The sequence below is a fragment of the Arthrobacter sp. 2762 genome (assembly GCF_040548745.1).
Taxonomy (GTDB): Bacteria; Actinomycetota; Actinomycetes; order Actinomycetales; family Micrococcaceae; genus Arthrobacter.
In genome coordinates this window covers 48,368-72,235 of the sequence record NZ_JBEPSI010000012.1, presented here as the reverse complement: position 1 = coordinate 72,235, position 23,868 = coordinate 48,368, and the positions used below count along the sequence as shown (strand labels likewise).

Here is a 23,868-nt window from a genome sequence, read left to right as displayed (position 1 = left end):
CCGCTGCGTATGACTTTACCGGTGCGATGGACGTAAGGCGGAGACCGCCGTCATGACATCGCTGGGGATTCAGAGTAGTTTTGCGAAAGTGTTGACAATACTGAATGCTGCGAAGCGTGTGTTGGTGGGCCGGCCAGTCCGGAATGACCGCCTATCCCACACCCTCTTGCCCAAACGCATCGCTTTGCCGATCTTCGCCTCGGACGCCCTGTCTTCAGTGGCATATGCGCCGGATGAAATCCTGCTGACCCTGGCTTTGGCCGGTGTCAGCGCCGTGGCGTTCTCCCCCTTCGTCGGCTTGGCCGTGATGGTGGTGTTGCTCACAGTGGTCGCCTCCTATCGACAGAACGTGCACGCCTACCCATCGGGCGGAGGCGACTATGAGATCGCCAACGTCAACCTGGGCAAATATGCCGGGCTCACTGTCGCTGCGGCCCTTCTGGTGGACTACGTCCTGACCGTTGCGGTGTCGATGTCCTCCGCCGCCGCCTATCTCACCACGGCGATCCCTTCGTTGCACGGCCAACAGGCGATGATCGCGACTGTGGGCGTGATCATTCTCGCCTTGGTCAACCTGCGGGGAATCAAGGAGGCCGGCACGGTCTTCGCCGTTCCCACGTACATTTTCATGGCGTCCATCATGGGCATGACCCTCGTGGGTATCTTCCAGGCGCTGACGGGACAACTGGGGCAGGCGGCGTCCGCAAACTTCACCATCGTGCCCGAGGCCGGCTTCGATGAAGGCCTCGTTGGCCTTGCCGGTGCGTTCCTGTTGCTGCGTGCCTTTTCCTCGGGTGCTGCTGCCTTGACGGGTGTGGAGGCCATCAGTAACGGCGTGCCCAACTTCCAAAAGCCCAAGAGCAAGAACGCTGCCACAACTTTGCTGTTACTTGGCGCGATCGCGGCAGCCATGCTTGCCGGGATCCTTTACCTGGCCAACGCCACGAAGGTCCACATTGTTCTGGATCCCGCCAAGGAATTCCTTCTTGACGGCAAGCCGTTGCCCGAGGGCTATATCCAGAATCCGGCCATCAGCCAGATCGCGGACACCATTTTTGGGGCCGGTTCCATTCCGTTCTACATAGTGGTGGCTGCCACCGGCGTCATTCTTGTGTTCGCTTCCAACACCGCGTTCAATGGCTTCCCGGTGCTTGGGTCCATCCTGGCCCAGGACGGCTACCTGCCCCGCCAGCTCCGCACCCGCGGCGACAGGTTGGCCTTCAGCAATGGCGTGCTGGCCTTGGCTGCCGGGGCGCTGGTCCTCATCCTTTCGTTCAACGCCGATGTCACCAAGCTCATCCAGCTGTATATCGTGGGTGTCTTCATTTCCTTCACCGCCAGCCAGCTCGGCATGGTCCGGCACTGGGGCCGTGAATTGAAACTGGCGCGGGACAAAGCGGTCCGCCGCAGGATCATCAAGTCCAGGACCATCAACATGGTGGGCTTCGGCATGACCGCACTGGTCTTGGTCATTGTCCTCATCACGAAGTTTGAGCAGGGTGCTTGGATTGCACTACTGGCAATGTTCGTGCTGTTCCTCATCATGTGGAGTATCCGGGCGCACTATGACAATGTTGCCAAGGAGTTGGCTGTCGACGAGGATTCATCGCCCCGCGCGCTACCTACCCGTGTCCACGCTGTCCTGCTTGTTTCGCACGTCCGCAAGCCTGTACTGCGGGCATTGGCTTACGCACGGGCGTCCCGGCCGTCGCGACTGGATGCGATTACCGTGGATATCAACTCCGAAGAGACAGAACATACGGTTCGGGATTGGGAGAAGCTGGAAATTCCAGTACCGCTCACCGTACTGGCCAGCCCCTACCGTGAGACCGTGACTCCCATCATGGAGTACATCAAGAACATGAGACGAGACTCACCCCGGGACTTGATCGTGGTGTACATCCCTGAGTACGTCGTGGGCAAATGGTGGGAGCAGCTGGTCCACAACCAGACGGCACTCAGAATCAAGACGCGGCTCCACTTTGAACCTGGAGTCATGGTTGCCAGCGTTCCGTGGCAGCTCAAGTCCTCCGAAGAAGCAAAGGCACTGCAGGATACCCAATGACCTCCCACAGCATTTCCCCCCTTACTGACAACAGCGGGGGCCAAGGTACGCCCGGCACCGAACTGACCGTTGACGTTGGCCCGATCGCGCACGGCGGGCATTTCGTCGCACGCCATGAGGGCCGCGTCATCTTTGTACGCCACGGCATTCCGGGGGAGAAGGTCCGAATCCGGTTGACCGACTCCGGCGACTCGTCGCGCTTCTGGCGTGCCGACGTCGTGGAGGTCCTGGAAGCCTCGCCGGACCGCGTGCAGCACTTCTGGAAGCCGGCCGATTCGTTGACGGCCTGGCAGCACGGGAATCCACCCGTGGGCGGTGCCGAGCTCGGCCACATTTCCCTGCAGCGGCAGCGTGCCCTGAAGGCTGAAGTGTTGTCCGAACAGCTCAAGAGACTCGCCGGCCTGGACCTCGCGGTCGAGGTTGAGGGCGTAGGTGCCAACGACGACGGCGGACTCGGCTGGCGTACGCGCGCCAGCTTTGCTGTGACCTCCAAGGGGCGGCTGGGTATGCATGCCCACCGTTCCGACGTCGTAGTGCCCATCCGGGAGATGCCGTTGGCGCTTCCCGGCATCAACGACCTCAAGTTGTGGGACCTCGATCTCAGCGGGATAGCACGCGTAGAAGTGGCGGCGCCGGCGAATGGCTCCAGGCCGCTGGTGTTGCTGGCGCCGGAGGAAACGACCAGTCCCAAGCGGCTGCACAGCATCCTTTCGCAATTGCCGCACGAAGTTTCCGTAGCCAGCTTCGATCCCGGCAAGGGCCAGGTGTTGCAGCTTCGGGGACGGACTTGGGTACAGGAATCTGCGGCAGGGCATGAATACCGTGTGACAGGCGAAGGCTTCTGGCAGATTCATAAAGATGCGCCGGACACCCTGGTGGATGCGGTGACCGGCTACCTCGCAGGTGGAGGGTATCTCCAACCCGGTGCTGCGGTGGCGGACCTCTACGCCGGTGCCGGCCTCTTTACTGCACCCCTGGCTGATGCGGTAGGCGTTACGGGTTCGGTATTGTCCGTTGAAGGATCGCCTGGCACCAGCCGTGATGCGCGCAAGAACCTGCACGGAGAATCCCATGTCGAGATCGTGCAGGGACGAGTGGAGCGGGTATTGCACCAGCGTCCCCGAAACTTCGATTCCCTGGTGCTGGACCCGCCGCGCGTGGGGGCTGGAAAAGCCGTGGTAAACCAACTCATGGCCTCACATCCCCGGGCAATCGCCTATGTGTCCTGTGATCCGGCTTCCTTTGCACGTGATCTGGGTTACTTCCAGCAAGGCGGTTGGCGCCTGGAGTCGCTGAGGGCATTCGATCTGTACCCCCACACGCATCACTTGGAGACCGTCAGCCTCATCGTTCCCGCCGGTTAGGCCGTGTATCGCCCGCCACGCCACCGGATGGCGGGCGATGCGTGGGGTGCGGCATTTCGTGGAGCCGCCCTGCGGCGGTGCTTGAACGTGATCGATGCCACTACGATGGGCATAGTAGTCCCACATAGCAGCCCCACTCCGCATGGTTCCGCGCGGGGACAGGGGTTGACCAACTGAGAGTGCCGCCCGGCTAAGTAAGGTGCGCCTAACTGGCTAGCGGCCAACCACGCGACAAAGATGAAACTGTTGCGAGAGGAGTCCTGCCATGAGCACTGTGGACAGCTTCGGTTCCAAAGGCGTACTGAATGTAGCCGGCACCGATTATGAAATTTTCCGGTTGAACTCCGTAGAGGGCGCAGACAGCCTTCCGTTCAGCCTCAAGGTATTGCTTGAAAACCTCCTGCGGACTGAGGATGGCGCCAATATAACGGCTGACCACGTCCGCGCCCTGGCCGGTTGGGACCCCAATGCGGAGCCCGACACGGAAATCCAGTTCACCCCTGCCCGGGTCATCATGCAGGACTTCACCGGCGTACCCTGCGTTGTAGACCTCGCCACCATGCGCGAGGCCGTGAAAGAACTTGGCGGCGACCCCAAGCGTGTTAACCCCCTGGCACCCGCCGAAATGGTCATCGACCACTCCGTCCAGATCGACGCCTTCGGTAACTCCGGCGCACTGGAGCGCAACATGGAGATCGAGTACCAGCGCAATGGTGAGCGCTACCAATTCCTGCGGTGGGGCCAGACGGCCTTTGATGACTTCAAGGTTGTTCCCCCGGGAACCGGCATTGTCCACCAGGTCAACATCGAGTACCTGGCCCGCACCGTCATGACCCGTGAGATCGACGGCGTGCTTCGTGCCTACCCGGACACCTGCGTTGGAACCGACTCCCACACCACCATGGTCAACGGCCTGGGCATCCTGGGTTGGGGCGTCGGCGGCATCGAAGCCGAAGCTGCCATGCTTGGCCAGCCCGTCTCCATGCTGATTCCCCGCGTGGTGGGCTTCAAGCTCAGCGGCAGCATCCCGGCCGGCGCCACCGCAACGGACGTTGTGCTGACCATCACCGAAATGCTGCGCAAGCACGGCGTGGTGGGCAAGTTCGTCGAATTCTACGGCGAAGGCGTTGCCGCTGTGCCGCTGGCGAACCGCGCAACCATCGGAAACATGAGCCCGGAGTTCGGTTCCACGGCTGCCATGTTCCCGATTGACGATGTCACCTTGGAATACCTGCGCCTGACCGGCCGGTCCGAAGAGAATGTCGCCCTTGTGGAGGCATACACCAAGGAACAGGGCCTCTGGCACGATCCTTCCCGCGAGCTGCGCTTCTCCGAGTTCCTCGAGCTGGACCTGTCCACCGTTGTTCCGTCCATCTCCGGTCCGAAGCGTCCGCAGGACCGCATCGAGCTGACGGATGCCAAGGAGCAGTTCCGTAAGGACATCCACAACTACGTTGCAATCGAAGACGGCAGTGTGGACGAGTCATTGGATGAATCGTTCCCGGCTTCCGATTCACCGTCGTTCACGCACGCCGACTCGCACACCACGGAGACGGCACGCGTTGCGTCCGCCGCCAATGGTGCGCATGGCCGCCCGTCCTCCCCGGTGCACGTGAAGACCGCCGACGGCCGCGAGTTTGAGTTGGACCACGGTGCAGTCTCGATCGCCTCGATCACTTCCTGCACCAACACCTCCAACCCGTCTGTCATGTTGGCTGCAGCCCTGCTTGCACGCAACGCTGTTGACAAGGGCCTGACGTCCAAGCCGTGGGTCAAGACTTCCGTCGCCCCGGGCTCGAAGGTTGTCACGGACTACTACGAGAAGTCCGGCCTGACCCCGTACCTGGAGAAGCTTGGCTTCTACATCGTGGGCTACGGCTGCGCAACGTGCATCGGCAACTCCGGCCCTCTGGAGCCGGAGATCTCCGAAGCCATCCAGGCCAACGACCTCTCCGTGACGGCTGTCCTCTCGGGCAACCGCAACTTCGAAGGCCGGATCAACCCGGACGTCAAGATGAACTACCTGGCTTCTCCGCCGTTGGTCATCGCTTACGCCCTGGCTGGTTCCATGGACTTCGATTTCGACACCGATGCCCTGGGCACGGACTCCGAGGGCAATGAAGTCTTCCTGAAGGACATCTGGCCCAACCCCATCGAGGTGCAGGAAGTCATTGACTCCTCCATCGACAAGGCTATGTTCGCCAAGGGCTACGAGGGCGTCTTCGACGGCGACGAGCGCTGGAAGGCACTGGACACTCCTGCAGGCGACACCTTCGCCTGGGCTGAGGACTCCACGTATGTCCGCAAGCCCCCATACTTCGAGGGCATGAAGGCACAGCCGGACCCCGTCCAGGACATCCAGGGCGCCCGTGTGTTGCTGAAGTTGGGCGATTCCGTCACCACGGACCACATCTCCCCGGCTGGTTCCTTCAAGTCGGACACACCGGCAGGGCAGTACCTCCTGGCCAATGGCGTGGAGCGCAAGGACTTCAACTCCTACGGCTCGCGCCGTGGCAACCACGAAGTCATGATCCGCGGTACGTTCGCCAACATCCGCATCAAGAACCAGCTCCTGGACGGCGTCGAGGGTGGCTTTACCCGCGACTTCAGCCAGGAAGGTGCACCGCAGGCCTACGTCTACGATGCCGCCCAGAACTACCAGGCCGCGGGAACGCCGCTGGTTGTCCTGGCAGGCAAGGAATACGGTTCCGGATCCTCCCGTGACTGGGCAGCCAAGGGTACTGCGCTCCTGGGTGTCAAGGCCGTCGTCGCCGAGAGCTACGAGCGCATCCACCGCTCCAACCTCATCGGCATGGGCGTTCTTCCCCTGCAGTTCCCCGCTGGCGAGTCTGCAGCAACGCTGGGACTTACCGGTACGGAGACCTTCTCGGTTGAAGGCGTCACAGGGCTGAACAACGGCATTACGCCCAAGACGCTCAAGGTGACGGCAACGGCCGAGGACGGTACGTCCAAGTCCTTCGACGCCGTCCTGCGCATCGATACCCCGGGTGAAGCGGACTACTACCGCAACGGTGGCATCCTGCAGTACGTCCTTCGTCAGATCTCCGCAGCATAACGAACCAGCTGGTTTCCAGCTGATTCTCCAAACCAGGCAGCCCCGGCTGGTCGCCCGACCAGCCGGGGCTGTTGGCGTTCCCGGGGGCCTGCAGCCGTTCCTCATGCAGGCGCGAAAACGCCGGCCCGGGCACGCGCTAAAGTTAACAAGCACGTCATTCACCCTAAGGAGGGCCGTTGGGACTCTTGGAAACCATCAAGGATCCACAGGACCTGGCCAAACTGTCCGGCCAAGAGCTGGAACAGCTGGCCGGCGAGATCAGGAACTTCCTGATTACCAACGTAGCCGCTACGGGTGGACACCTGGGTCCCAACCTCGGCGTCGTCGAGCTCACGCTTGCTGTGCATCGCATCTTCGAGTCTCCCCGGGACAGCATAGTCTTTGACACCGGGCACCAGTCCTATGTCCACAAGCTCCTCACGGGCAGGCAGGACTTCAGTACGCTCCGGCAGCAGGGTGGACTCTCCGGTTACCCCGACCGCGCCGAATCCGAGCATGACATCGTCGAAAGCTCCCACGCTTCCTCGTCTTTGTCCTGGGCAGACGGCATTTCCCGCGCCCGGCAGTTGACCGGCGAAGGCGACCGGTTCGTCGTCGCGGTTGTAGGGGACGGTGCCCTCACTGGTGGCATGACCTGGGAAGCCATCAATAATATTGCCGCTGATAAGCGGCGCCGCGTGGTGATTGTGGTCAACGACAACGGCCGCTCCTATGCACCGACTGTGGGCGGTTTTGCCGACTACCTGGCATCCCTGCGCCCCACCATCGACACTCTGCGGACGACGCCGGCCTATGAGCGGATGCTTGACTGGTGGAAGAAGAAGCTCCAGAACGGTGGTCCCGTAGGTCAGTTCACCTACAAGAGCCTGCACGCCATGAAGAAGGGCATCAAGGACTGGTGGGCGCCCCAGGGAATGTTTGAAGATCTGGGCATGAAGTACATCGGTCCGGTGGACGGACACAACCTCCAGGCCATGGAGCACGCCCTCACTACGGCCAAGGCCTACGGTGGCCCGGTAATTGTGCATGCGATGACCGAAAAAGGCCACGGATATGCTCCCGCCCTTGCCAACGAGGCCGATCAATTCCACGCTGTTGGAATCATTGATCCAGAGACAGGTGAGCCGACCGAAAGGCCCGGCGCCAGGTCCTGGACCTCTGTCTTCGCCGAGGAAATCGCCGACATCGCTGATGAGCGTCCTGACATTGTCGGTATCACAGGGGCAATGCTGATACCCGTCGGTCTGCACAAGTTCGCGGAGCGCCATCCTGAACGCGTTATCGACGTCGGTATCGCCGAACAGCATGCACTCACGTCTGCTGCGGGGATGGCCTACGGTGGCCTGCACCCAGTGGTGGCGGTTTATGCAACCTTCCTGAACCGTGCCTTCGATCAGCTCCTGATGGATGTCGCACTCCACAAGGCAGGGGTCACCATTGTCCTGGACCGTGCAGGCGTTACAGGGCCGGACGGCCCCAGCCATCACGGCATGTGGGACATGGCGATGGTCCAGATTGTCCCGGGACTCCATTTGGCCGCCCCGCGCGACGCCACCCGGCTCAAGGAGGAACTGCGCGAGGCGGTCGCCATCAATGACGCCCCCACAGTGGTGCGGTTCTCCAAGGGCAGCGTTGGCTCTGAAGTGGAGGCTATTGAGCGGCTCCACGACGGCGTGGATATCCTGGCACGGCGTCCCGAGGGTTCCACCGAAAACGACGTCCTCATCATCAGCGTTGGCGCCATGTCCGAGCTCGCCCTGGATGTCGCCGGTCGTCTTGGCGCCCAAGGAATCAGTTCAACGGTGGTTGATCCCCGTTGGCTCCTGCCCGTCCGCAGATCAATCATCGCCCTTGCCGCCAGGCACCGCCTGGTCATCTGCATCGAAGACGGCGTTCGGGCCGGCGGCGTGGGTTCGCGCATCCGCCAGGAAATGCGCGCAGCCGGCGTTGATACGGCTTTGAACGAGGTGGGCTTGCCTGTTGAATTCCTGGTGCACGGATCCAGGAGCCAGGTCCTGGAGCGCGTCGGACTGACGGCCCAGAAGATAGCCCACGACGTCGTAGCCCAGGTCCTGGGTACAAAGGTCCCCTTTGCCCGGCCCCTGCCAGGCCAGGAACACCCCACCACCGGCAGTCTGCCCAAGCTGTGAGTCCCGATCGCGAACCGGGCTCCCTGCAGCCCGGTGACCTCGTGGTGGCGAGAAACAGGAAATGGAACGGCAAGGCACACTGGGTTGTGCCTGGCCGCTACCTGGGTGAGGACATCCACGGGTGGTGGATTTTCCAGGGAGCGGGGGAGTTCTGTTCGCGTCCCGGTGCTGCCTTCTACACAGCCTCCGATGCCGTCCTGCTGGTACCGCGGACCGGCGAATTCGTAGCCACTTTCTATGACGACACGTACCCGGGTGACTTCCGGATCTACGTAGACCTGGCAACCGGTCATGGATGGAACACCATCAGGCCGGGCGGTACTGAGTTCCACATGATCGATATGGACCTGGACGTCATCCGCTCCACCCTTCACGGTGTGTTCGTCGATGACGAGGACGAGTTTGAGGACCACAGGGCAGGCATGGGATATCCCGCGGAAACCGTGGAAACCATGCGTGCGGAGTGCGCAGCCCTTCGTGAAGCAGTGGACGCCATGAAGGCTCCATTCGACGTCGAGGGCACCAGCAACACCAGTGCAGAGTGGTTCAGGAAAGGACGACTATGAGCGGCATTATCCGCGCATACAAACGCGACGATGAGGGAGTACTTCGCTTCCGTGAAGCCTGGTACGACGACGACGACCACCAGTTCGTGATCAATCACGGCGTGGTGGGCCACCAAAGCAAGACGGATGAAACAGACGTCGACGACGACTCTTCCGTAGACGGTTTGATGGCGGCTTTCGCTGCCCAGTGCGAAGAGGACGGATTCGCCGAGATCCCCGAGTCCGAGCAGTTTTGGGTGGTGGCACAGTTCGCTCTGAAGACCAAGGACGGCACCGAACGTGACCGTCATTTTGAGCGCAAGGCAAAGGCCGCGCTCACGGGTGAACTGGCGTGGCGAGGACTGGGAATCGTGGACCGCACGGAGATCGGAAATTCGCGCCTGAATGTCTTTTGCTTTTGCCCGGATGTCAACAAGGCCGTCAATGCCATCAAGATCTGCGTTCGCAATGAGGATCTGGATTTCACGAAGCTCTCCATCGCAGCGGCTCCGCACAGCGACCCCACCGCATTCCGCCTGAAGCACTCGCCCAAGCAAGGTGTGGGCTTTACCCTCTAAGTAGGACCTAACGCACTCAGGAGGGATGTTCCATGTCGTCCAAGAGCAATTGGCCCGGACATACGCCGCTACCCAAGGGCCTTGCGGCGCCGGCAAAACGCGCCCTGGCCCACGAAGGCATCGAGACTTTGGAACAGCTGGCCGAGTTTGGCGAACAGAAGGCCTCCAAGCTCCACGGCATGGGACCGGTAGCCATAGCCCAGCTCGAGGAGGCAATGGAGGAATCCGGCATCACTTTCGGCTCGCGTTAACATCGGCCATAGTCCCCGGAAGAGCGTTATAGGCTGGGATCCATGACTGAATATCGACGCCTTGGCCACTCCGGACTGACCGTCTCAGCTGTAGGCCTGGGTTGTAACAACCTGGGGCGCGCCAACACTCCCACGGAGTCGCAGGAAGGCACGGATGCCGTTGTCCACGCCGCGATCGATGCCGGGGTGACGTTCTTCGACGTCGCAGATGTTTACGGCCGGGAGCCTGGCCTCAGCGAGACCATGCTTGGCAAAGCCCTGAAGGGGCATCGCGACGACGTCGTTATCGGTACCAAGTTTGGTATGGATATGCACGGAACCAATGGCAATGACTTTGGCGCGCGCGGGTCCCGGCGCTACATTCTCAAGGCGGTGGAAGCCTCACTGCGCAGGCTGGGCACGGAGTGGATCGACCTCTACCAGTTCCATACCCCCGATCCACAGACGCCCCTTGAGGAAACCCTTGCAGCGTTGGATGTCCTGGTCACCAGCGGCAAGGTCCGCTACATCGGACACTCGAACTTCGCAGGGTGGCAGATCGCCGAAGCCGAGTACGTTGGGCGGCAGTCCGGAGGGGTTCGCTTCATTTCAACCCAGAACCACTACAACCTGCTGGACCGCCGCGCGGAGCTCGAAGTACTTCCTGCGGCAGGCGCCTTCTCCCTTGGCGTACTTCCTTACTTCCCCCTGGCCAACGGCCTGCTCACCGGCAAGTACTCCGCAGGTCACGCCCCCGAGGGCTCCCGCCTGAGCCACACACGGACCAATCTGGTGCATGATGCCGACTGGCAGCAGCTGGGCCGCTTTGGCCAGTTCGCCAAGGAACGGGGCATCACCGAACTCCAGCTGGCATTCTCGTGGTTGGCAGCCCAACCCGGCGTCAGCAGTGTCATCGCTGGAGCGACGCGTCCGGAGCAGATTCGTGAGAACGCGGAAGCAGTGTGCTGGGTCCCAAGCCAGGCGGAGCGCGAGGAACTGGACGAGATCTTCCCGCGTGCTCCCAAGGTGGCACTCTTCTAGACTGCAAAGGATCATTAATGGGGAAGGACAGTGGCGCGGGCATTCGCTCCGGCCACTGCCCTTCTTACTTGCCGCTTTAGGCCGGGGCGGACGCGACGCCCGGTGCCAGGAAACGCTTGCCATTGACGCGTTCAGAGGCGCCAACACGGTCCAGGTATGGAGTGATGCCACCCAGGAACATGGGCCAGCCCGCTCCCATGATGACGCAGAGGTCGATGTCCTCAGGCCCGGCAACCACACCTTCTTCCAGCATCAATCCGATTTCCTCGGCCAGTGCATCCTGGGTTCGGCGCAGTACTTCCTCTCGTGTGGCGGGAGTGTTGCCGAAGGACATGATGGCCAGGGTCTCAGCCGGGATGACTGGCTTTCCATCCAGACCTGGGACCCAGAGGGACTTTACGCCGTTGTCGATGAGCTTCTGCAGGTTCTGTGAAACGGGGAAACGGTCACCGAAGGCATTATGGAGGGACTCCTGCACATGCTGTGCCACCGGCAGCCCCACCATGGCGCTCAAGGTGAAGGGAGTCATCGGCAGGCCCATGGGCCGCAAAGCGGTGTCTGCAACCTCGGCGGGGGTGCCTTCGTCGAAGGCGGCGATAACTTCGCCCATGAGGCGGAGCAGGATGCGGTTCACGACGAACGCCGGCGCGTCCTTAACCAGGACGGCGGTCTTCTTCAGGCCCTTGGCGAGTTCAAAAGCCGTAGCAAGTACGGCGTCGTCAGTCTTTGGCGCCCTGACGATCTCCAGGAGAGGCATGACGGCAACAGGGTTGAAGAAATGGAAGCCCACCAGCCGCTCCGGGTGCCGGAGGTCCTCGGCCATGGCCGTAACAGACAGCGAGGACGTGTTGGTGGCGAGGATGCACTCGGGGGAGACGATCGCTTCCACTTCCGCGAAGACCTGCTTCTTGATGTGCAGTTCTTCAAACACGGCCTCGATGACGAAGTCGGCATCAGCGAAGACTTCCTTGGATACCGAACCGGTGACGAGCGCCTTGGTCCGGTTGGCGGCGTCGGCCTTGATTCGCTTCTTTGCCAGCAATTTGTCGACTTCTGCATGGACGTACGCAACGCCCTTGTCCACCCTGGCCTGATCGATGTCTGTCATCACGACAGGTACCTTGAGTTGGCGGGCGAAAAGTAGCGCCAACTGGCTTGCCATGAGCCCCGCACCTACCACGCCCACCTTGGTGACCGGGCGGGCCAGCTTACGGTCCGGTGCGCCTGCAGGCCGCTTGGAGCGCTTCTGGACGAGGTCCAGGAAGGCGTACACGGTGGAGCGGAACTCATCCGTCTGCATCAGGCCGGCAAGGGTTTCACATTCCAGTTCAGCCGATTCGCCCTGGCTCATGGTGCGGTTTGCTTCCATGATGTCCAGCACCTTGGCAGGCGCGGGAGAGGCATTGGAGGTCTTCGCCTCCACAAACGCACGGCCCGCCGCGACCGCTGCAGCCCAGCGGCGGGCGACGCCCTCGTCCGAGGGGTCGACAGCGTTCTTCCGCGCTGGTGTTTCTTTGCCGGCAATGACACGGGCAGCCCATGCCAGGGACTGCTCCACGAAGTCGGCCGGCTCGAAGATGGCATCGGCAATACCGAGCTCAAACGCCTCCGGGCCGGTGAGTGTGCGGTTGTTGCCGAGCGGGTTCTCAATCATTACCTTGACGGCGTTTTCGGGTCCGATCAGGCGGGGGAGAATGTACACGCCGCCCCAGCCCGGAACAAGGCCAATAAACGCCTCAGGCAGTGCGAGGGCACCTGCGCCGGTGGAGACGGTCCGGTAGGTGGATTGCAGGGCGATCTCCAGTCCGCCGCCAAGTGCCAATCCATTGATGAAGGCGAAGCTGGGCACCCCGAGATTGGCCAGGGCGGAATATACATCGTGTCCAAGCTGGGCCATCCACAAGCCATGCTCGCGTTCCTTGAGGGTCTTCACGGCGGACAAGTCTGCGCCAGCCACCAGGAAGTATGGTTTGCCGGTCACGCCCACCCCGACGATTTCGCCCTTGGCGGCACGATCCTTGAGCCCTTCGAGGACTTCGCCCAATTCCACCAGGGTGTTTGGACCCAGAGTGGTGGGTTTGGAGTGGTCCAGTCCGTTGTCCAGGGTGATCAAGGCAAAGGTGCCTGCACCGCCTGGAAGCTGGATGTCCTGGACGTAGGAATGCGTCACGATCTCGGCGGGGAAGAGGGAGGCGAGCTTCTGGAATTCTGTGGCGCTCATGCGGCGGCTCCTTCTGTGGTGGTCTGGCCTGAAGTCTGGACGGAGGATTCGAAGTCAGGGGATTCGAAGTCAGCGTGGTTCGGGTTTTCCCAGATCACTGTGGCACCCATGCCCAGGCCGATGCACATGGTGGTGATGCCATAACGGACCGACGGGTCTTCCTGGAACTGACGGGCCAGTTGGTTCATCAGCCGAACTCCCGAGGAAGCGAGCGGATGTCCGACGGCGATCGCCCCGCCGTAGCGGTTGACCCGGGGGTCGTCATCAGCGATGCCGAAGTGGTCAAGGAAGCTCAGGACCTGCACGGCGAAGGCCTCGTTGATCTCGAACAATCCGATGTCTTCGATGGCGAGGCCCGCGTTCTTGAGGGCCTTTTCCGTGGCTGGCACGGGACCGATTCCCATGACTTCAGGTTCCACTCCCGCGAAGGCATAGGAAACCAAGCGCATCTTCACCGGCAGGCCCAATTCCGCCGCAGCTTCTGCCGAAGCGAGTACCGCAGCAGTGGCGCCGTCGTTCAAGCCTGCTGCGTTGCCCGCCGTAACCCGCCCATGGGCCCGGAACGGGGTACGCAGTTCGGCGAGATCCTCCACCGTGGTTCCTGGACGGGGCGGCTCATCCTGGGTGTGAAGTGCCCAGCCCTGCCCTGGCTTCATGGTGGCCACCGGGACGAGGTCCTCCTGGATCTGCTGGCGGGAATACGCTTCGGCGAGTTTCGCCTGCGATGCGGCCGCGTAGGCGTCCGTTCGGTCCTTGGTGATGCCCGGGAAGCGGTCGTGCAAATTCTCGGCCGTGTTGCCCATATTCAGCGCTGCTGGATCCACGAGCCGCTCGGACATGAACCGCGGATTGGGATCAGCGCCTGAGCCCATGGGGTGGTTGCCCATGTGCTCCACGCCGCCGGCAATGACGACGTCGTAGGCGCCGAAGCCGATGCCGCTCGCCGTCGTCGTTACTGCTGTCATTGCCCCGGCGCACATGCGGTCGATTGCGAAGCCGGGCACCGTGCGGGGAAGGCCTGCCAGGAGGGCAGCCGTCCTGCCAATGGTGAGACCTTGATCGCCTGTCTGGGTTGTCGCGGCGATGGCTACCTCGTCAATGCGGTCAGCAGGCAACGACGGATTGCGGCGCATCAGTTCCCGGATGCATTTCACGACGAGGTCATCAGCCCGCGTACCCGCATAGATGCCTTTCTCGCCGGCTTTACCGAAGGGTGTCCGTACACCATCCACGAACACGACGTCGCGGACGCTCCTCTGAGCACTGCGTGATGGACTCATGTGTTAACTCCTCGTTGAGACATGGTGCCGGATTCCGTAGAAAGGATCTCCGGTTGGCATTGATGTAATGTTACTCGCCAGTAACTTAGGGTGCAAGGTGCTGAGGGTGCAAGGTGGTTCGGATGCAAGGTGGCTCGGATGCAAGGTGGTTCGGATGCAGGGTGCTGTGGATGCCGGACGTGTCCCGGGACGCAAAAGGCCCGCCACCTCGAACCGTAGTTCGCGTGACGGGCCTGTGAGCAGGGTAGTGATTCAGTCAGAATCCTTGGATTGCTGTGTTTCCCTCGACTTGGACTCCTTGCCGGGGAGTGGCTTCGGGTTCAGGCATGCCTCGGTCAAGATGGGTGCGGCGAAGGATATTTGCCATTCCCGCGCACCCAGGGTGCGTAGCTCATCGGCTATCGATTCCAGCGAAACGTCGGACGGCGGCCGCCACGCAACGCGCCGGAGGTAGTCCGGGGTGAGCAGGTTCTCGATAGGAAGCTTGAGCTCGTCAGCCTTTTCCTGGAGCGCGGGGCGGGCTGTGGCAAGACGTGCCGCAGCTGCCGGATCCCTGTCCACCCATACGCGCGGCGGGGGCGGGGCGTTGGTCGCCAGGTGCAGGGGAGGCAAGTCTGTGAGCGTGCGGGCTATCGTTATGCAGCGCAGCCATCTCGGGGCTTCGCGCTGGGCTGACCTGCCGTGGAAGCCCTTGGTGGCCAGAAGCTGGGGAACGGTGGTGGGAAGCGCCTTGGCTGCAGCGACAAGAGCGGAATCCGGGATGAGCCGCCCGGGAGCGACATCACGCTTGCGGGCAAGCTGATCACGCTCCTGCCACAGTTCCCGAACGGCGGCCAGCTGGCGGCGGTCACGGATCTGGTGCAGCCCTGATGTCTTCCGCCATGGATCTACCCGGGGCGGTGCAATACCCGCAGCAAGGATCCCCGCGAATTCCTCCTCGGCGAATCCGAGCTTGCCGTCGGCCTCCAGAAGTTCGACGAGCTCCTCGCGCAGTTCAGCCAGGACTTCGACGTCGAGTGCTGCGTAGCGCAGCCAAGGTTCCGGCAACGGCCGGGTGGACCAGTCTGCGGCGGAATGTTCTTTGGCGAGACCGAACCCCAGGAGCTGTTCGATGACGGCAGCGAGCCCCACACGAGGGAGTCCGGCGAGACGGGCCGCGAGTTCGGTATCGAAGAGTTTGTCCGGCCACATGCCCAGCTCCGAAAGGCATGGAAGGTCCTGGGTGGCAGCGTGCAGGATCCATTCGACACCCCGCAGAGCGTCATTGACGATGTCCAGGTTGTCAAAGGGTTCGGGGTCAATCAACCAGGTGCCGGCTCCTTCGCGCCGGATTTGTACCAGGAAGGCGCGCTGGCCGTAGCGGAATCCGGAAGCGCGTTCGGCATCGACGCCGGCGGGACCGGTTCCGGCCGCAATGGCCGCGGCACATCGCTCCAGGCCTGCCAGGGTATCGATGACCAGGGGCACACCTTCGCGCGGGGTATCGAGATCGATGACTTCAGGGACGTGGCTGTCGAAGCCTTCAACTTTGATGTGGGTCGTGGGATCAGCAACCGGATCGCCGGCTGTGGTTTTATCCAGGTTTTCAGGGGTCATGGTGGCTTAAGCTTACCGATTCCTGCTGCTGCAGGCCCTTGCGGACGAATTCAGGGCAATCAATTGAGCCTCCTGTTGGGTAGTCCAGTGACGCCTGGCGGAAGGGGCGGCAGTCCGGCGAACGTACAAACCATGTCAGACCAGGCCTCCAGGTGCGCTTGGACATTGGCCGTGGCAGGTGTCCAGGACGCGCGCAGTTCGATGTCTATGGTGTCGGGGCGATCGGACAGGGTGCCGAAGCTCTCCGAGAGAATCCTCGTTGCAGTCCCTCCGGCGGCGCGGTACTGGGCAGCATGGTTTTCAAGGGCTTCCACCAGCCAGGTCCAGGCGACGGAACCCAGCATGGTGTCGTTTCCCATTTCGGCATCCATCTGGGCACGGATGTAGGTGACAATCCTGAATTCGCCTTCCCATACGGCTGATCCATCGGGATCGTACAGCAGGATGAAACGGCCCGTGGCCAGTTCCTCATCCTCTTCATCCGGAGGGCCGGCTTTCTGCTTTTCGGCGAAGGCTTTGGCTGCAGGACCGTGGACCGGTACTTGCCGGGTAGCTGCCGTGGGGCTGAAGACTTCCGCTCCAAGGGCCACGGCATATGGTGCCAGACGGGCGGGCGCGGGGATTTCGTCCAACCGCAATTCGCTGCGGCATTGTGCTTTTCGTAGCGTTCCCAAGGCGAAAAGAAATTCCGAGGGAACCTGGGCGAGGGCGTTCACCATCGCAGATTATGCGTCCGGGGTGGCGAATCCCTGTAGGCTCGCCGCCCCGGACAATTCCTTGTTCACTTGTTAGCTGGCCGCCAAATCGGTGGCCAGCTCCCGCTTAATGGCGGCGACGAAGGCGTCGATATCTTCCTCCGTGGTATCGAAGGAACACATCCACCTGACTTCACCGCGGGCAGCGTCCCAATCGTAAAAGGCGAAGGATGAGCGCAGGCGATCGGCGACACCGGCGGGCAGAATCGCAAAGACGCCGTTCGACTGTGTGGCCTGGGTGGGCTCCACGCCGTCGATACCCTCGATGGCCGAGCGCAGGCGTGCCGCCATGGCGTTGGCGTGGGCAGCTGACCGCAGCCACAGGCCGTCCTCCAGCAAAGCTATGAACTGCGCCGAAATGAAGCGCATCTTCGAAGCCAGCTGCATGTTCATTTTGCGAAGGAATTTCAGGCCGTCGGCGGCTTCAGGGTTGAGGGCAACCACGACTTCACCAAAAAGCAGTCCATTCTTGGTACCGCCGAACGACAGGATGTCCACACCGGCGTCGCGCGTGAACGTACGCAGGGGGACGTCAAGGTGTGCTGCAGCGTTTGCCAGCCGCGCTCCGTCCATGTGCAATTTCATGCCCTTGGCATGGGCGTGGTCGGCGATGGCGCGCACTTCTTCAGGCGTGTAGCACGTGCCCAACTCCGTGGTCTGGGTGATGGAGACAACCAGGGGCTGTGCGCGGTGCTCATCCCCCCAGCCCCACGCTTCGCGGTCGATCAACGCAGGCGTGAGCTTTCCGTCTTCGGTGGGAACCTGCAGGAGCTTGATTCCGCCAACCCGCTCGGGCGCACCATTCTCGTCCATGTTGATGTGCGCGGTTGAAGCGCAAATGACGGCACCCCAGCGGGGGAGGAGCGATTGCAGGGACAGGACGTTGGCGCCTGTGCCATTGAAGACCGGGAAGGTTTCGATGCCGCTGCCGAACTGCTGTTCCAGGACCTCCTGGAGCCGGGCGGTGTAAACGTCCTCACCGTAGGAGACCTGGTGGCCTCCGTTGGCGGTAGCCAGAGCAGCGAGGACCTCAGGGTGGACTCCGGAATAATTGTCCGATGCAAAGCCTCGAACCGAGGGGTCGTGGAGTTGGCCGTGGCCGGCTGTGGCGGGGGCGCTATGGAGCGCCTCTGTTGTGCTCGTCACTTGTTCATTCACGCTTTCAAGTCTATTTGGCCAGCAGGATGCGTTGGCCGTTGAGGGTGTCCGCCGGTTCGCTAAAGAGTTCGACGACGGCAGCGGCCAGTTCTTCGACGTCCGTGTAGCCGGGGAACTGCCGCTCCGGGTGCTCGCGCCGCATGGCGGCGTCGACGAGAGATTTGACGATGAAAATCACGGCGGCGCTGTGTTGCGGTACGTGGGCTTGCTTGTTTGCCGACTGACTTTCCCGGAAGCCGTCTGCGACCGCGAGTGTCCAGGCTTCCGCAGCGGCCTTGGCTGCGGCGTAGCTGGCTGTCGCGGCGGTCGGAGCAGAGGCGGTAGTGGATGAGACCATGGCAAAGCGGCCATGGGGTGATTCTTCCAACTGGCGATAAAAAACGCGCGAGACGTTGCGCAAGGTGGTAATCGCGCCCTCTTCAAGGGAGGCCCAGTCGTCATCGGACTGGTCCTCGATGCCGGACGCGCTGCGCCAGCCGCCCACAAGATGGACGACGCCGTCTACCCGCTCGCTGCCGAGCTGACGAATCGTCTCTGCAAGTTCGCGGACAGCTTCAAGGCTTGCGAGGTCGCAAACCAGCGGAGTCACGCCATCGCCCGCCTCCAAGGCTGCGGTCTTGATGCGGACATCGTCTGAACCGATGGTGAAAACCCTGTGACCGGCGGCCGCCAAAGCGCGCGCTGCGGCGACGCCGGACGCGCTGCTGCCGCCGGTCACGAGGACTGTCAGTGGGCTCATCAGGCCGCCGTCGCGCCAGTGATGCCGGTGGTGGATTCGATAACAGGGCGCATTTTCTTCTCCAATGCTTCGTAGAACATGGACAGCGGGAACTCATCGTCAAGGACTTGATCGGTAAGGCCGCGGGGGGCACCGTTCAAAGGCAGGGCTTCACGGCCCTTGGCCCAGATCGACGCCGGGTGTGGAGTTACTGTACCGGAAATGAGCTCATAGGCAGCAAGCCAGTGGGCGGCCTTCGGGCGGTCGATGGAACGCCAGTACAGCTCTTCGATCCTGGCACCAAGCTCCACAACTACCTCTGCTGCTTCATCCCAGTCGATGCTGAGCTTGCTGTCCGTCCAGTGCAGCACGTGGTGTTGGTGCATCCACGCGAACAGGAGCTGGCCACCAAGGCCGTCGTAATTGCGGATGCGGCTGCCTGTGATGGCGAACCGGAAGATCCGGTCAAAAATCACCGCGTACTGCACGAGCTTGGCGTGCTTGCGGGCATCAGGATCGGCGTTCTCGTCCTTTTCGATGCGCACGGACTCGCGGAAGGCCGTCAGATCGCATCGGAGCTCTTCCAGGGAGTAGAGGAAGAAGGGCATGCGCTGCTTGATCATGAACGGATCAAAGGGAAGGTCGCCACGCATGTGTGTGCGGTCGTGGATCAAATCCCACATGACGAAGGTGCGCTGGGTGAGTTCCTGGTCTTCAAGGAGCTCCGCGGCGTCCGCAGGGAGCTCAAGTGACGTGGTGGCAGCCGCAGCTTTGAGTACGCGGCGGAAGCGGGCCGCTTCGCGGTCTGCAAAGATGGCGCCCCACGTGAACGTCGGCGTCTCGCGGACAGCCACTGTCTCCGGGAAGAGGACTGCCGAGTTGGTGTCGTAGCCCGGTGTGAAATCCACAAAACGGATCGGAACAAACAGCTTGTTGGAGTACTCGCCGGCTTCAAGTCCGCCAATGAACTCCGGCCAAATGACCTCGATCAAGACAGCTTCGACCAGCCGGTTGGTGCTGCCGTTCTGGGTGTACATCGGGAAGACCACCAGATGCTGGAGTCCATCCACCCGCTGTTCCTGCGGCTGGAAGGCCTGGAGGGAGTCCAGGAAATCCGGAACTCCAAAGCCGCCCTGGACCCAGCGGCTGAAGTCTTCCACCAACAGTTCAAGGTATCGGGCGTCATGCGGGAAGTGGGGGGCCAGCGTGTTGATGGCGTCCGAAATCGTTGCTACCAGGTGGGCGGCTTCACCGTGGGCAGCCGGATCCGTAATGGAACCGTCCTGCTCCTGGTATGCCTGGAGTGCGGTGGCAGCGGCCTTGAGCGCAGTCCACTCCGGGTTGTTGGCAGTGACACGCGGGAGGGCGGCGGTGGCGGTGATGGTCATTGATGCTCGTCCTTTCAGAAGTCGTTCATGCTTCTGATGTGAGCGTAGCAACCGAAAAGTTTAGCTAATCCAAAAAAGGGTTGAGCATAAGAAACTCTGGTGCAAAGCGTTGTTTCGTAGTGTCCGAGATGCAGCAGCTGCGCTTTCCGGGACAGGCACCGCATGCGCGCCCGCCCCGGAAGGGCCTACTTCCTTTCGGATTCAGCGGGCTCCTGGAACCCGGCTGGTTCCTTGGACCCAACTGGCTCTTTCGATTCCATAAGCCGCAGCGAGATCGAGTTAATGCAGAACCGCTGGTCCGTGGGAGTGCCGTAGCCCTCGCCTTCAAACACGTGGCCCAAATGCGAGTCGCAGTTCGCACACCGGACTTCCACCCGGTCCATCCCCATCGTGCGGTCATGGAGATAACGCACAGTGCCCTCAGCCAACGGAGCCCAGAAGGTCGGCCAACCGCAATGGGAATCAAACTTTTCGTGGCTGGTGAACAACTGGCTGCCACAAGCGCGGCACTGATAAACGCCTTCCGTATGAGTGTCCCAGTACTCGCCGGTGTAAGGCCGCTCAGTACCGGCCTGGCGCAGCACGCGGTACTCATCCGGAGTCAACTCTTCACGCCACTGGGCATCGGACTTCTCCACGGGCACGCCCGTGGTCTTGCTGATGTTCTCAGGAGTGTTCATGTCTTATGCAACGCTCACGAGTCGCCGATAAATCCCGAACCCGCGTACAAGTGAAGAACGGGAAGCCCCAACTGGTCCTGCGCCTTATTGGCCCAATCCGTGTGGAAAGTATCCGCGATTGCGTGCGGACGCGTTACCACCACAGCTTGCGCGGCATCCAAGGCCCGGACCTTCGCTACCAAGCCGGCCACGGCACCGCCGTCGACGATCTCGCCTGTGACACCGCCGCCCAAACCTTCCAGCGCTGCCAACGACGTGGCCAGGGTTTCCGACGCCTCCGCCCGCTCAACATCCGGGTTGGGGGACTGGCCACCAAGTTCCCGGAACGCTTTGGCAATATCGAGCATGGAAAGGTTCTCCAGGAAATCAACCAGGAGATGTCGCTCGGTATTGGCCGGGACCAGGACAACCAAGGGTGCGTCGCCGCCGTCGACCAATTTGGCGATGTTGACGCGGTCGTCGGGACCAAGGGGCTCTTCTGTCAGGATGACGATGGGATCGCTCATGGCTACAGCGTAGTCCCGCCGAACAAGACGACGCAGATTTTCAGCACTCAATTCCTGCCAGGCCATTCCCGGCAACCAATCCGCCGCGCGCCCTCCACGTGCATGGACCACGGCCACTGAACGGCGACAATGGAGCCATGGCATTGAATACCCGGTCAGCGAGCGACGCTGCAGAGAAGAAAATGTCCCTGCGCACAAAATGGGCCATCGCCGGAATCCTCACCGGAGGGACACTCGCAGGACTCGTCGGTGCCGGATCTTCCGCGCTCGCAGTGTATTTTGCCCGCCGCGTCATTACACCCGCTGCCCGTCATGAGGACCAGGAGGTCCTCGCCGTCATCCGCAGCGACAAGGGACTGCAGGTCATCCTTGCGGCCACCCCTGACACCACCATCGACGGCGTGTTCAGCCTCTTCTTCGAGGGCGGTAAAGGCCATGCCAGGATTGGCAGGATCGTGTCCTACTCACCAGCTGAACAAACGGTGCTGCGCGAGGTCGAAGAGGTTTACAGCGGCAATCTGGCTGAAGCCCGCCGGGGATGGTGGAGCGGCGCAACGTACCCGGATCCCGCGGCCATCGGCCTGGCCGCTGAGGATGTGGAGATTGACCTCGACGTCGGAAAGGCGCCAGCGTGGCTTGTCCGGGCCGATCCAGCTACCCACGCACCCATCTGGGCGATCATGGTGCACGGACGCGGTGCCACCAGGCTTGAAGGCCTCAGGGCTGTTCGGACCGCGCGGGAATTGGGACTGGACAGCCTGTTGATTTCGTACCGCAATGACGGGCTTGCGCCCTCGGCACTTGATGGGCGGTACGGCCTGGGCTCCACGGAGTGGCGGGACGTGGAAGCCGCGATCGAATACGCGATGGCACATGGTGCCCGGGAAGTAGTCCTGTTTGGCTGGTCCATGGGTGGCGCGATCAGCCTCCAAACAGCCGATCTGTCCAAGCACAGGCACCTGATCCGTGCTTTGGTGCTGGACGCGCCAGTGATCAATTGGGTTAACGTGATGGCCCACCATGCAGAGATGAACAGGATCCCCTACAACGTAGGCCGATATGGACAGCTGATGCTCGGACATCCACTGGGCCGCAGGCTCACCGGACTTTCAGCTCCCGTGGATTTCAAAGCGATGGACTGGGAAGCACGAGCCGTTGAGTTACGAACCCCAACCCTGCTGATCCACAGTGTCGACGACGACTACGTCCCCTTTGAGCCTTCTGCGAGCCTTGCGGAGAAGAACCCGGACATGGTGACGTTCGAACCGTTCCACGGTGCGCGGCACACGAAGGAATGGAACGTTGATCCGTTGAAATGGGAACGGCTGGTTCGCTCATGGCTGCAGCGTCAGTTGGCTCCCCGGAACAATCCCGGACAATCAGAGGGTGCTGGGCAATTAGAGGTAACGCGCAGGCTGGGTGACGTTACCCCGGGGTGACGCTAGCCCTTGGTGCCGATTGGCGCCGTCACGGCCTTGGTCAGCCGGACCAGGTCTTCCGGGGCAATTTCAATGTCGAGCCCGCGGCGGCCACCGGACACCAGGATGGTGTCAAAGGACAAAGCGGACTCGTCCAGGACGGTAGGAGAGGGTTGGCGCTGGCCCAAGGGGGAGATTCCGCCCAAGACGTAGCCTGTCCTGCGCTCGGCCGCCTTGGGGTCGGCCATGGCTGCCTTCTTCGAACCGAGGGCTGCCGCCACGGACTTGAGGTCCAGGTTTCCTGAAACGGGGACGATGCCCACGGCGAGTTTGCCTTCGACTTCCACCATTAATGTCTTGAAAACCCGCTGCGGATCGACGCCCAGGACTTCGGCAGCTTCCAACCCATAACTTGCGGCCGACGGATCGTGGGAATACGGGTGCAGCACGAAGGGAACGCCGGCCGCAGCGAGTGCTGCAGTGGCCGGCGTTCCCTGTGATGCCATCTTCTTGGCCATGTGCCAGGACGCCTCTCAGCTTTGCCGTGCAGAAAGTGGCTTTTCCTTGCGGAAAAGTGCGCTTTGCCTTGCCGAAACGGCTTAGCGTTCCAAGCGGCTTGCGGCCGCCACTTTCCGCTTAATACGGCCCAGCATGGCGGTCATGCCGCGCATACGCAGGGGAGTGATGGCCCTGGTCAATCCCAGCAACTCCGGCATGTCATCCGGAACGTCCAGAATTTCCTGGGCCGTCAACCCATCGAGTCCTTCGTGCAGTACCCCGGCGAATCCACGTGTGGTGGGAGCCTCCGGAGGAGCTTTGAAGAACAACCGGTAGGCGCGGGGGCCTTCGGCGTCGTCCTTGTTTTTCTCGGATTCGATCGTGAGGAACAAAGGTGACTGGCACTCCACAACCTGCTCCAGCAGCTCCGGGTGGTCCTTGAGGCGCTCCGGAAGTTCCGGCAGCCCCCGGGAGAATTCGAGCAGCAGTTGCAGGCGGTCAGGCTCCGTCAGTGCCTGGAAGTCATCGACGATCTCCGCCAGTGCGGCGGGCAAAGTGTTGGTACTCATCACTTCCAGCTTACGCACAACGGCGCTGATTG

At 61.9% G+C, this 23,868-nt stretch carries 20 protein-coding genes; 9 read left to right on the top strand and 11 right to left on the bottom strand.

The annotated features are described in order from the left end of the window. The first annotated feature begins 88 nt into the window (after positions 1 to 88). The 8 genes from ABIE18_RS19625 to ABIE18_RS19590 all read left to right on the top strand — a co-directional run bounded on the left by ABIE18_RS19625 (position 89) and on the right by ABIE18_RS19590 (position 11,049). Positions 89 to 2,065, top strand: coding sequence for an APC family permease (locus tag ABIE18_RS19625; RefSeq protein WP_499724234.1), 1,977 nt, complete (start codon positions 89 to 91; stop codon positions 2,063 to 2,065). After that, the gene (locus ABIE18_RS19620; RefSeq protein WP_499724233.1) at positions 2,062 to 3,429 is read left to right on the top strand and encodes a class I SAM-dependent RNA methyltransferase; all 1,368 of its coding nucleotides are present in this window, start codon (positions 2,062 to 2,064) and stop codon (positions 3,427 to 3,429) included. Before ABIE18_RS19625 ends, ABIE18_RS19620 begins: the two co-directional genes overlap by 4 nt. Before the next feature lie 265 nt (positions 3,430 to 3,694). After that, positions 3,695 to 6,505: an aconitate hydratase gene (locus ABIE18_RS19615; protein ID WP_499724232.1), complete on the top strand. Its 2,811-nt coding sequence runs from the start codon at positions 3,695 to 3,697 to the stop codon at positions 6,503 to 6,505. Positions 6,506 to 6,681: 176 nt separating this feature from the next. Further along, entirely contained in the window at positions 6,682 to 8,655 is a 1,974-nt protein-coding gene (gene dxs, locus ABIE18_RS19610) for a 1-deoxy-D-xylulose-5-phosphate synthase (RefSeq protein WP_499724231.1), read from the top strand. Next, positions 8,652 to 9,221 (top strand): DUF402 domain-containing protein, encoded by a 570-nt coding sequence (locus tag ABIE18_RS19605; protein ID WP_499724230.1) that lies wholly within the window; start codon positions 8,652 to 8,654, stop codon positions 9,219 to 9,221. Before dxs ends, ABIE18_RS19605 begins: the two co-directional genes overlap by 4 nt. Beyond that, positions 9,218 to 9,778 carry a hypothetical protein gene (locus ABIE18_RS19600; RefSeq protein ID WP_499724229.1) on the top strand — a complete coding sequence of 187 codons (561 nt, stop codon included), beginning with the start codon at positions 9,218 to 9,220 and terminating at the stop codon, positions 9,776 to 9,778. Before ABIE18_RS19605 ends, ABIE18_RS19600 begins: the two co-directional genes overlap by 4 nt. Before the next feature lie 32 nt (positions 9,779 to 9,810). Beyond that, positions 9,811 to 10,029 carry a helix-hairpin-helix domain-containing protein gene (locus tag ABIE18_RS19595; RefSeq protein ID WP_442006515.1) on the top strand — a complete coding sequence of 73 codons (219 nt, stop codon included), beginning with the start codon at positions 9,811 to 9,813 and terminating at the stop codon, positions 10,027 to 10,029. 42 nt (positions 10,030 to 10,071) lie between these two features. Then, positions 10,072 to 11,049: an aldo/keto reductase gene (locus ABIE18_RS19590; protein ID WP_499724228.1), complete on the top strand. Its 978-nt coding sequence runs from the start codon at positions 10,072 to 10,074 to the stop codon at positions 11,047 to 11,049. A gap of 76 nt (positions 11,050 to 11,125) precedes the next feature. On the opposite strand, the gene ABIE18_RS19585 is transcribed toward ABIE18_RS19590, so the two are convergent. The 9 genes from ABIE18_RS19585 to ABIE18_RS19545 all read right to left on the bottom strand — a co-directional run bounded on the left by ABIE18_RS19585 (position 11,126) and on the right by ABIE18_RS19545 (position 21,351). Next, complete coding sequence (locus ABIE18_RS19585) at positions 11,126 to 13,270, bottom strand: 3-hydroxyacyl-CoA dehydrogenase NAD-binding domain-containing protein (protein ID WP_499724227.1); 2,145 nt, start codon at positions 13,268 to 13,270, stop codon at positions 11,126 to 11,128. Then, entirely contained in the window at positions 13,267 to 14,550 is a 1,284-nt protein-coding gene (locus tag ABIE18_RS19580; protein WP_499724226.1) for a thiolase family protein, read from the bottom strand. The genes ABIE18_RS19585 and ABIE18_RS19580 overlap by 4 nt, the downstream gene beginning before the upstream one ends. Before the next feature lie 252 nt (positions 14,551 to 14,802). Further along, entirely contained in the window at positions 14,803 to 16,146 is a 1,344-nt protein-coding gene (locus ABIE18_RS19575) for an HRDC domain-containing protein (RefSeq protein WP_499724225.1), read from the bottom strand. Positions 16,147 to 16,205: 59 nt separating this feature from the next. Further along, positions 16,206 to 16,865, bottom strand: a complete 660-nt coding sequence (locus ABIE18_RS19570; RefSeq protein WP_431119776.1) for a DUF3000 domain-containing protein — start codon at positions 16,863 to 16,865, stop codon at positions 16,206 to 16,208. Between the two features lie 69 nt (positions 16,866 to 16,934). Continuing rightward, positions 16,935 to 18,047 (bottom strand): threonine aldolase family protein, encoded by a 1,113-nt coding sequence (locus ABIE18_RS19565; protein ID WP_499724268.1) that lies wholly within the window; start codon positions 18,045 to 18,047, stop codon positions 16,935 to 16,937. 22 nt (positions 18,048 to 18,069) lie between these two features. Then, complete coding sequence (locus tag ABIE18_RS19560; protein ID WP_499724224.1) at positions 18,070 to 18,798, bottom strand: SDR family NAD(P)-dependent oxidoreductase; 729 nt, start codon at positions 18,796 to 18,798, stop codon at positions 18,070 to 18,072. Beyond that, a complete protein-coding gene (locus tag ABIE18_RS19555; protein ID WP_499724223.1) occupies positions 18,798 to 20,165 on the bottom strand; it encodes a DUF6421 family protein in 1,368 nt (455 codons plus the stop codon). The genes ABIE18_RS19560 and ABIE18_RS19555 overlap by 1 nt, the downstream gene beginning before the upstream one ends. Positions 20,166 to 20,350: 185 nt before the next feature. Further along, on the bottom strand, positions 20,351 to 20,845 hold the full coding sequence (gene msrB / locus ABIE18_RS19550; RefSeq protein ID WP_499724222.1) for a peptide-methionine (R)-S-oxide reductase MsrB: 495 nt from the start codon (positions 20,843 to 20,845) through the stop codon (positions 20,351 to 20,353). 14 nt (positions 20,846 to 20,859) lie between these two features. Further along, positions 20,860 to 21,351: a hypothetical protein gene (locus ABIE18_RS19545; RefSeq protein WP_477516264.1), complete on the bottom strand. Its 492-nt coding sequence runs from the start codon at positions 21,349 to 21,351 to the stop codon at positions 20,860 to 20,862. Between the two features lie 137 nt (positions 21,352 to 21,488). Here ABIE18_RS19545 and ABIE18_RS19540 point away from each other — a divergent pair, with 137 nt between their 5' ends. Then, positions 21,489 to 22,790, top strand: coding sequence for an alpha/beta hydrolase family protein (locus ABIE18_RS19540; RefSeq protein WP_499724221.1), 1,302 nt, complete (start codon positions 21,489 to 21,491; stop codon positions 22,788 to 22,790). Between the two features lie 2 nt (positions 22,791 to 22,792). Here the strand turns inward: ABIE18_RS19540 and ybaK are convergent, their stop codons facing one another. Together ybaK and ABIE18_RS19530 are read right to left on the bottom strand one after the other, a co-directional pair. Continuing rightward, positions 22,793 to 23,287, bottom strand: a complete 495-nt coding sequence (gene ybaK, locus ABIE18_RS19535; protein ID WP_499724220.1) for a Cys-tRNA(Pro) deacylase — start codon at positions 23,285 to 23,287, stop codon at positions 22,793 to 22,795. Between the two features lie 81 nt (positions 23,288 to 23,368). Then, positions 23,369 to 23,836, bottom strand: coding sequence for a SufE family protein (locus ABIE18_RS19530; RefSeq protein ID WP_442006526.1), 468 nt, complete (start codon positions 23,834 to 23,836; stop codon positions 23,369 to 23,371). Positions 23,837 to 23,868: the final 32 nt, after the last annotated feature.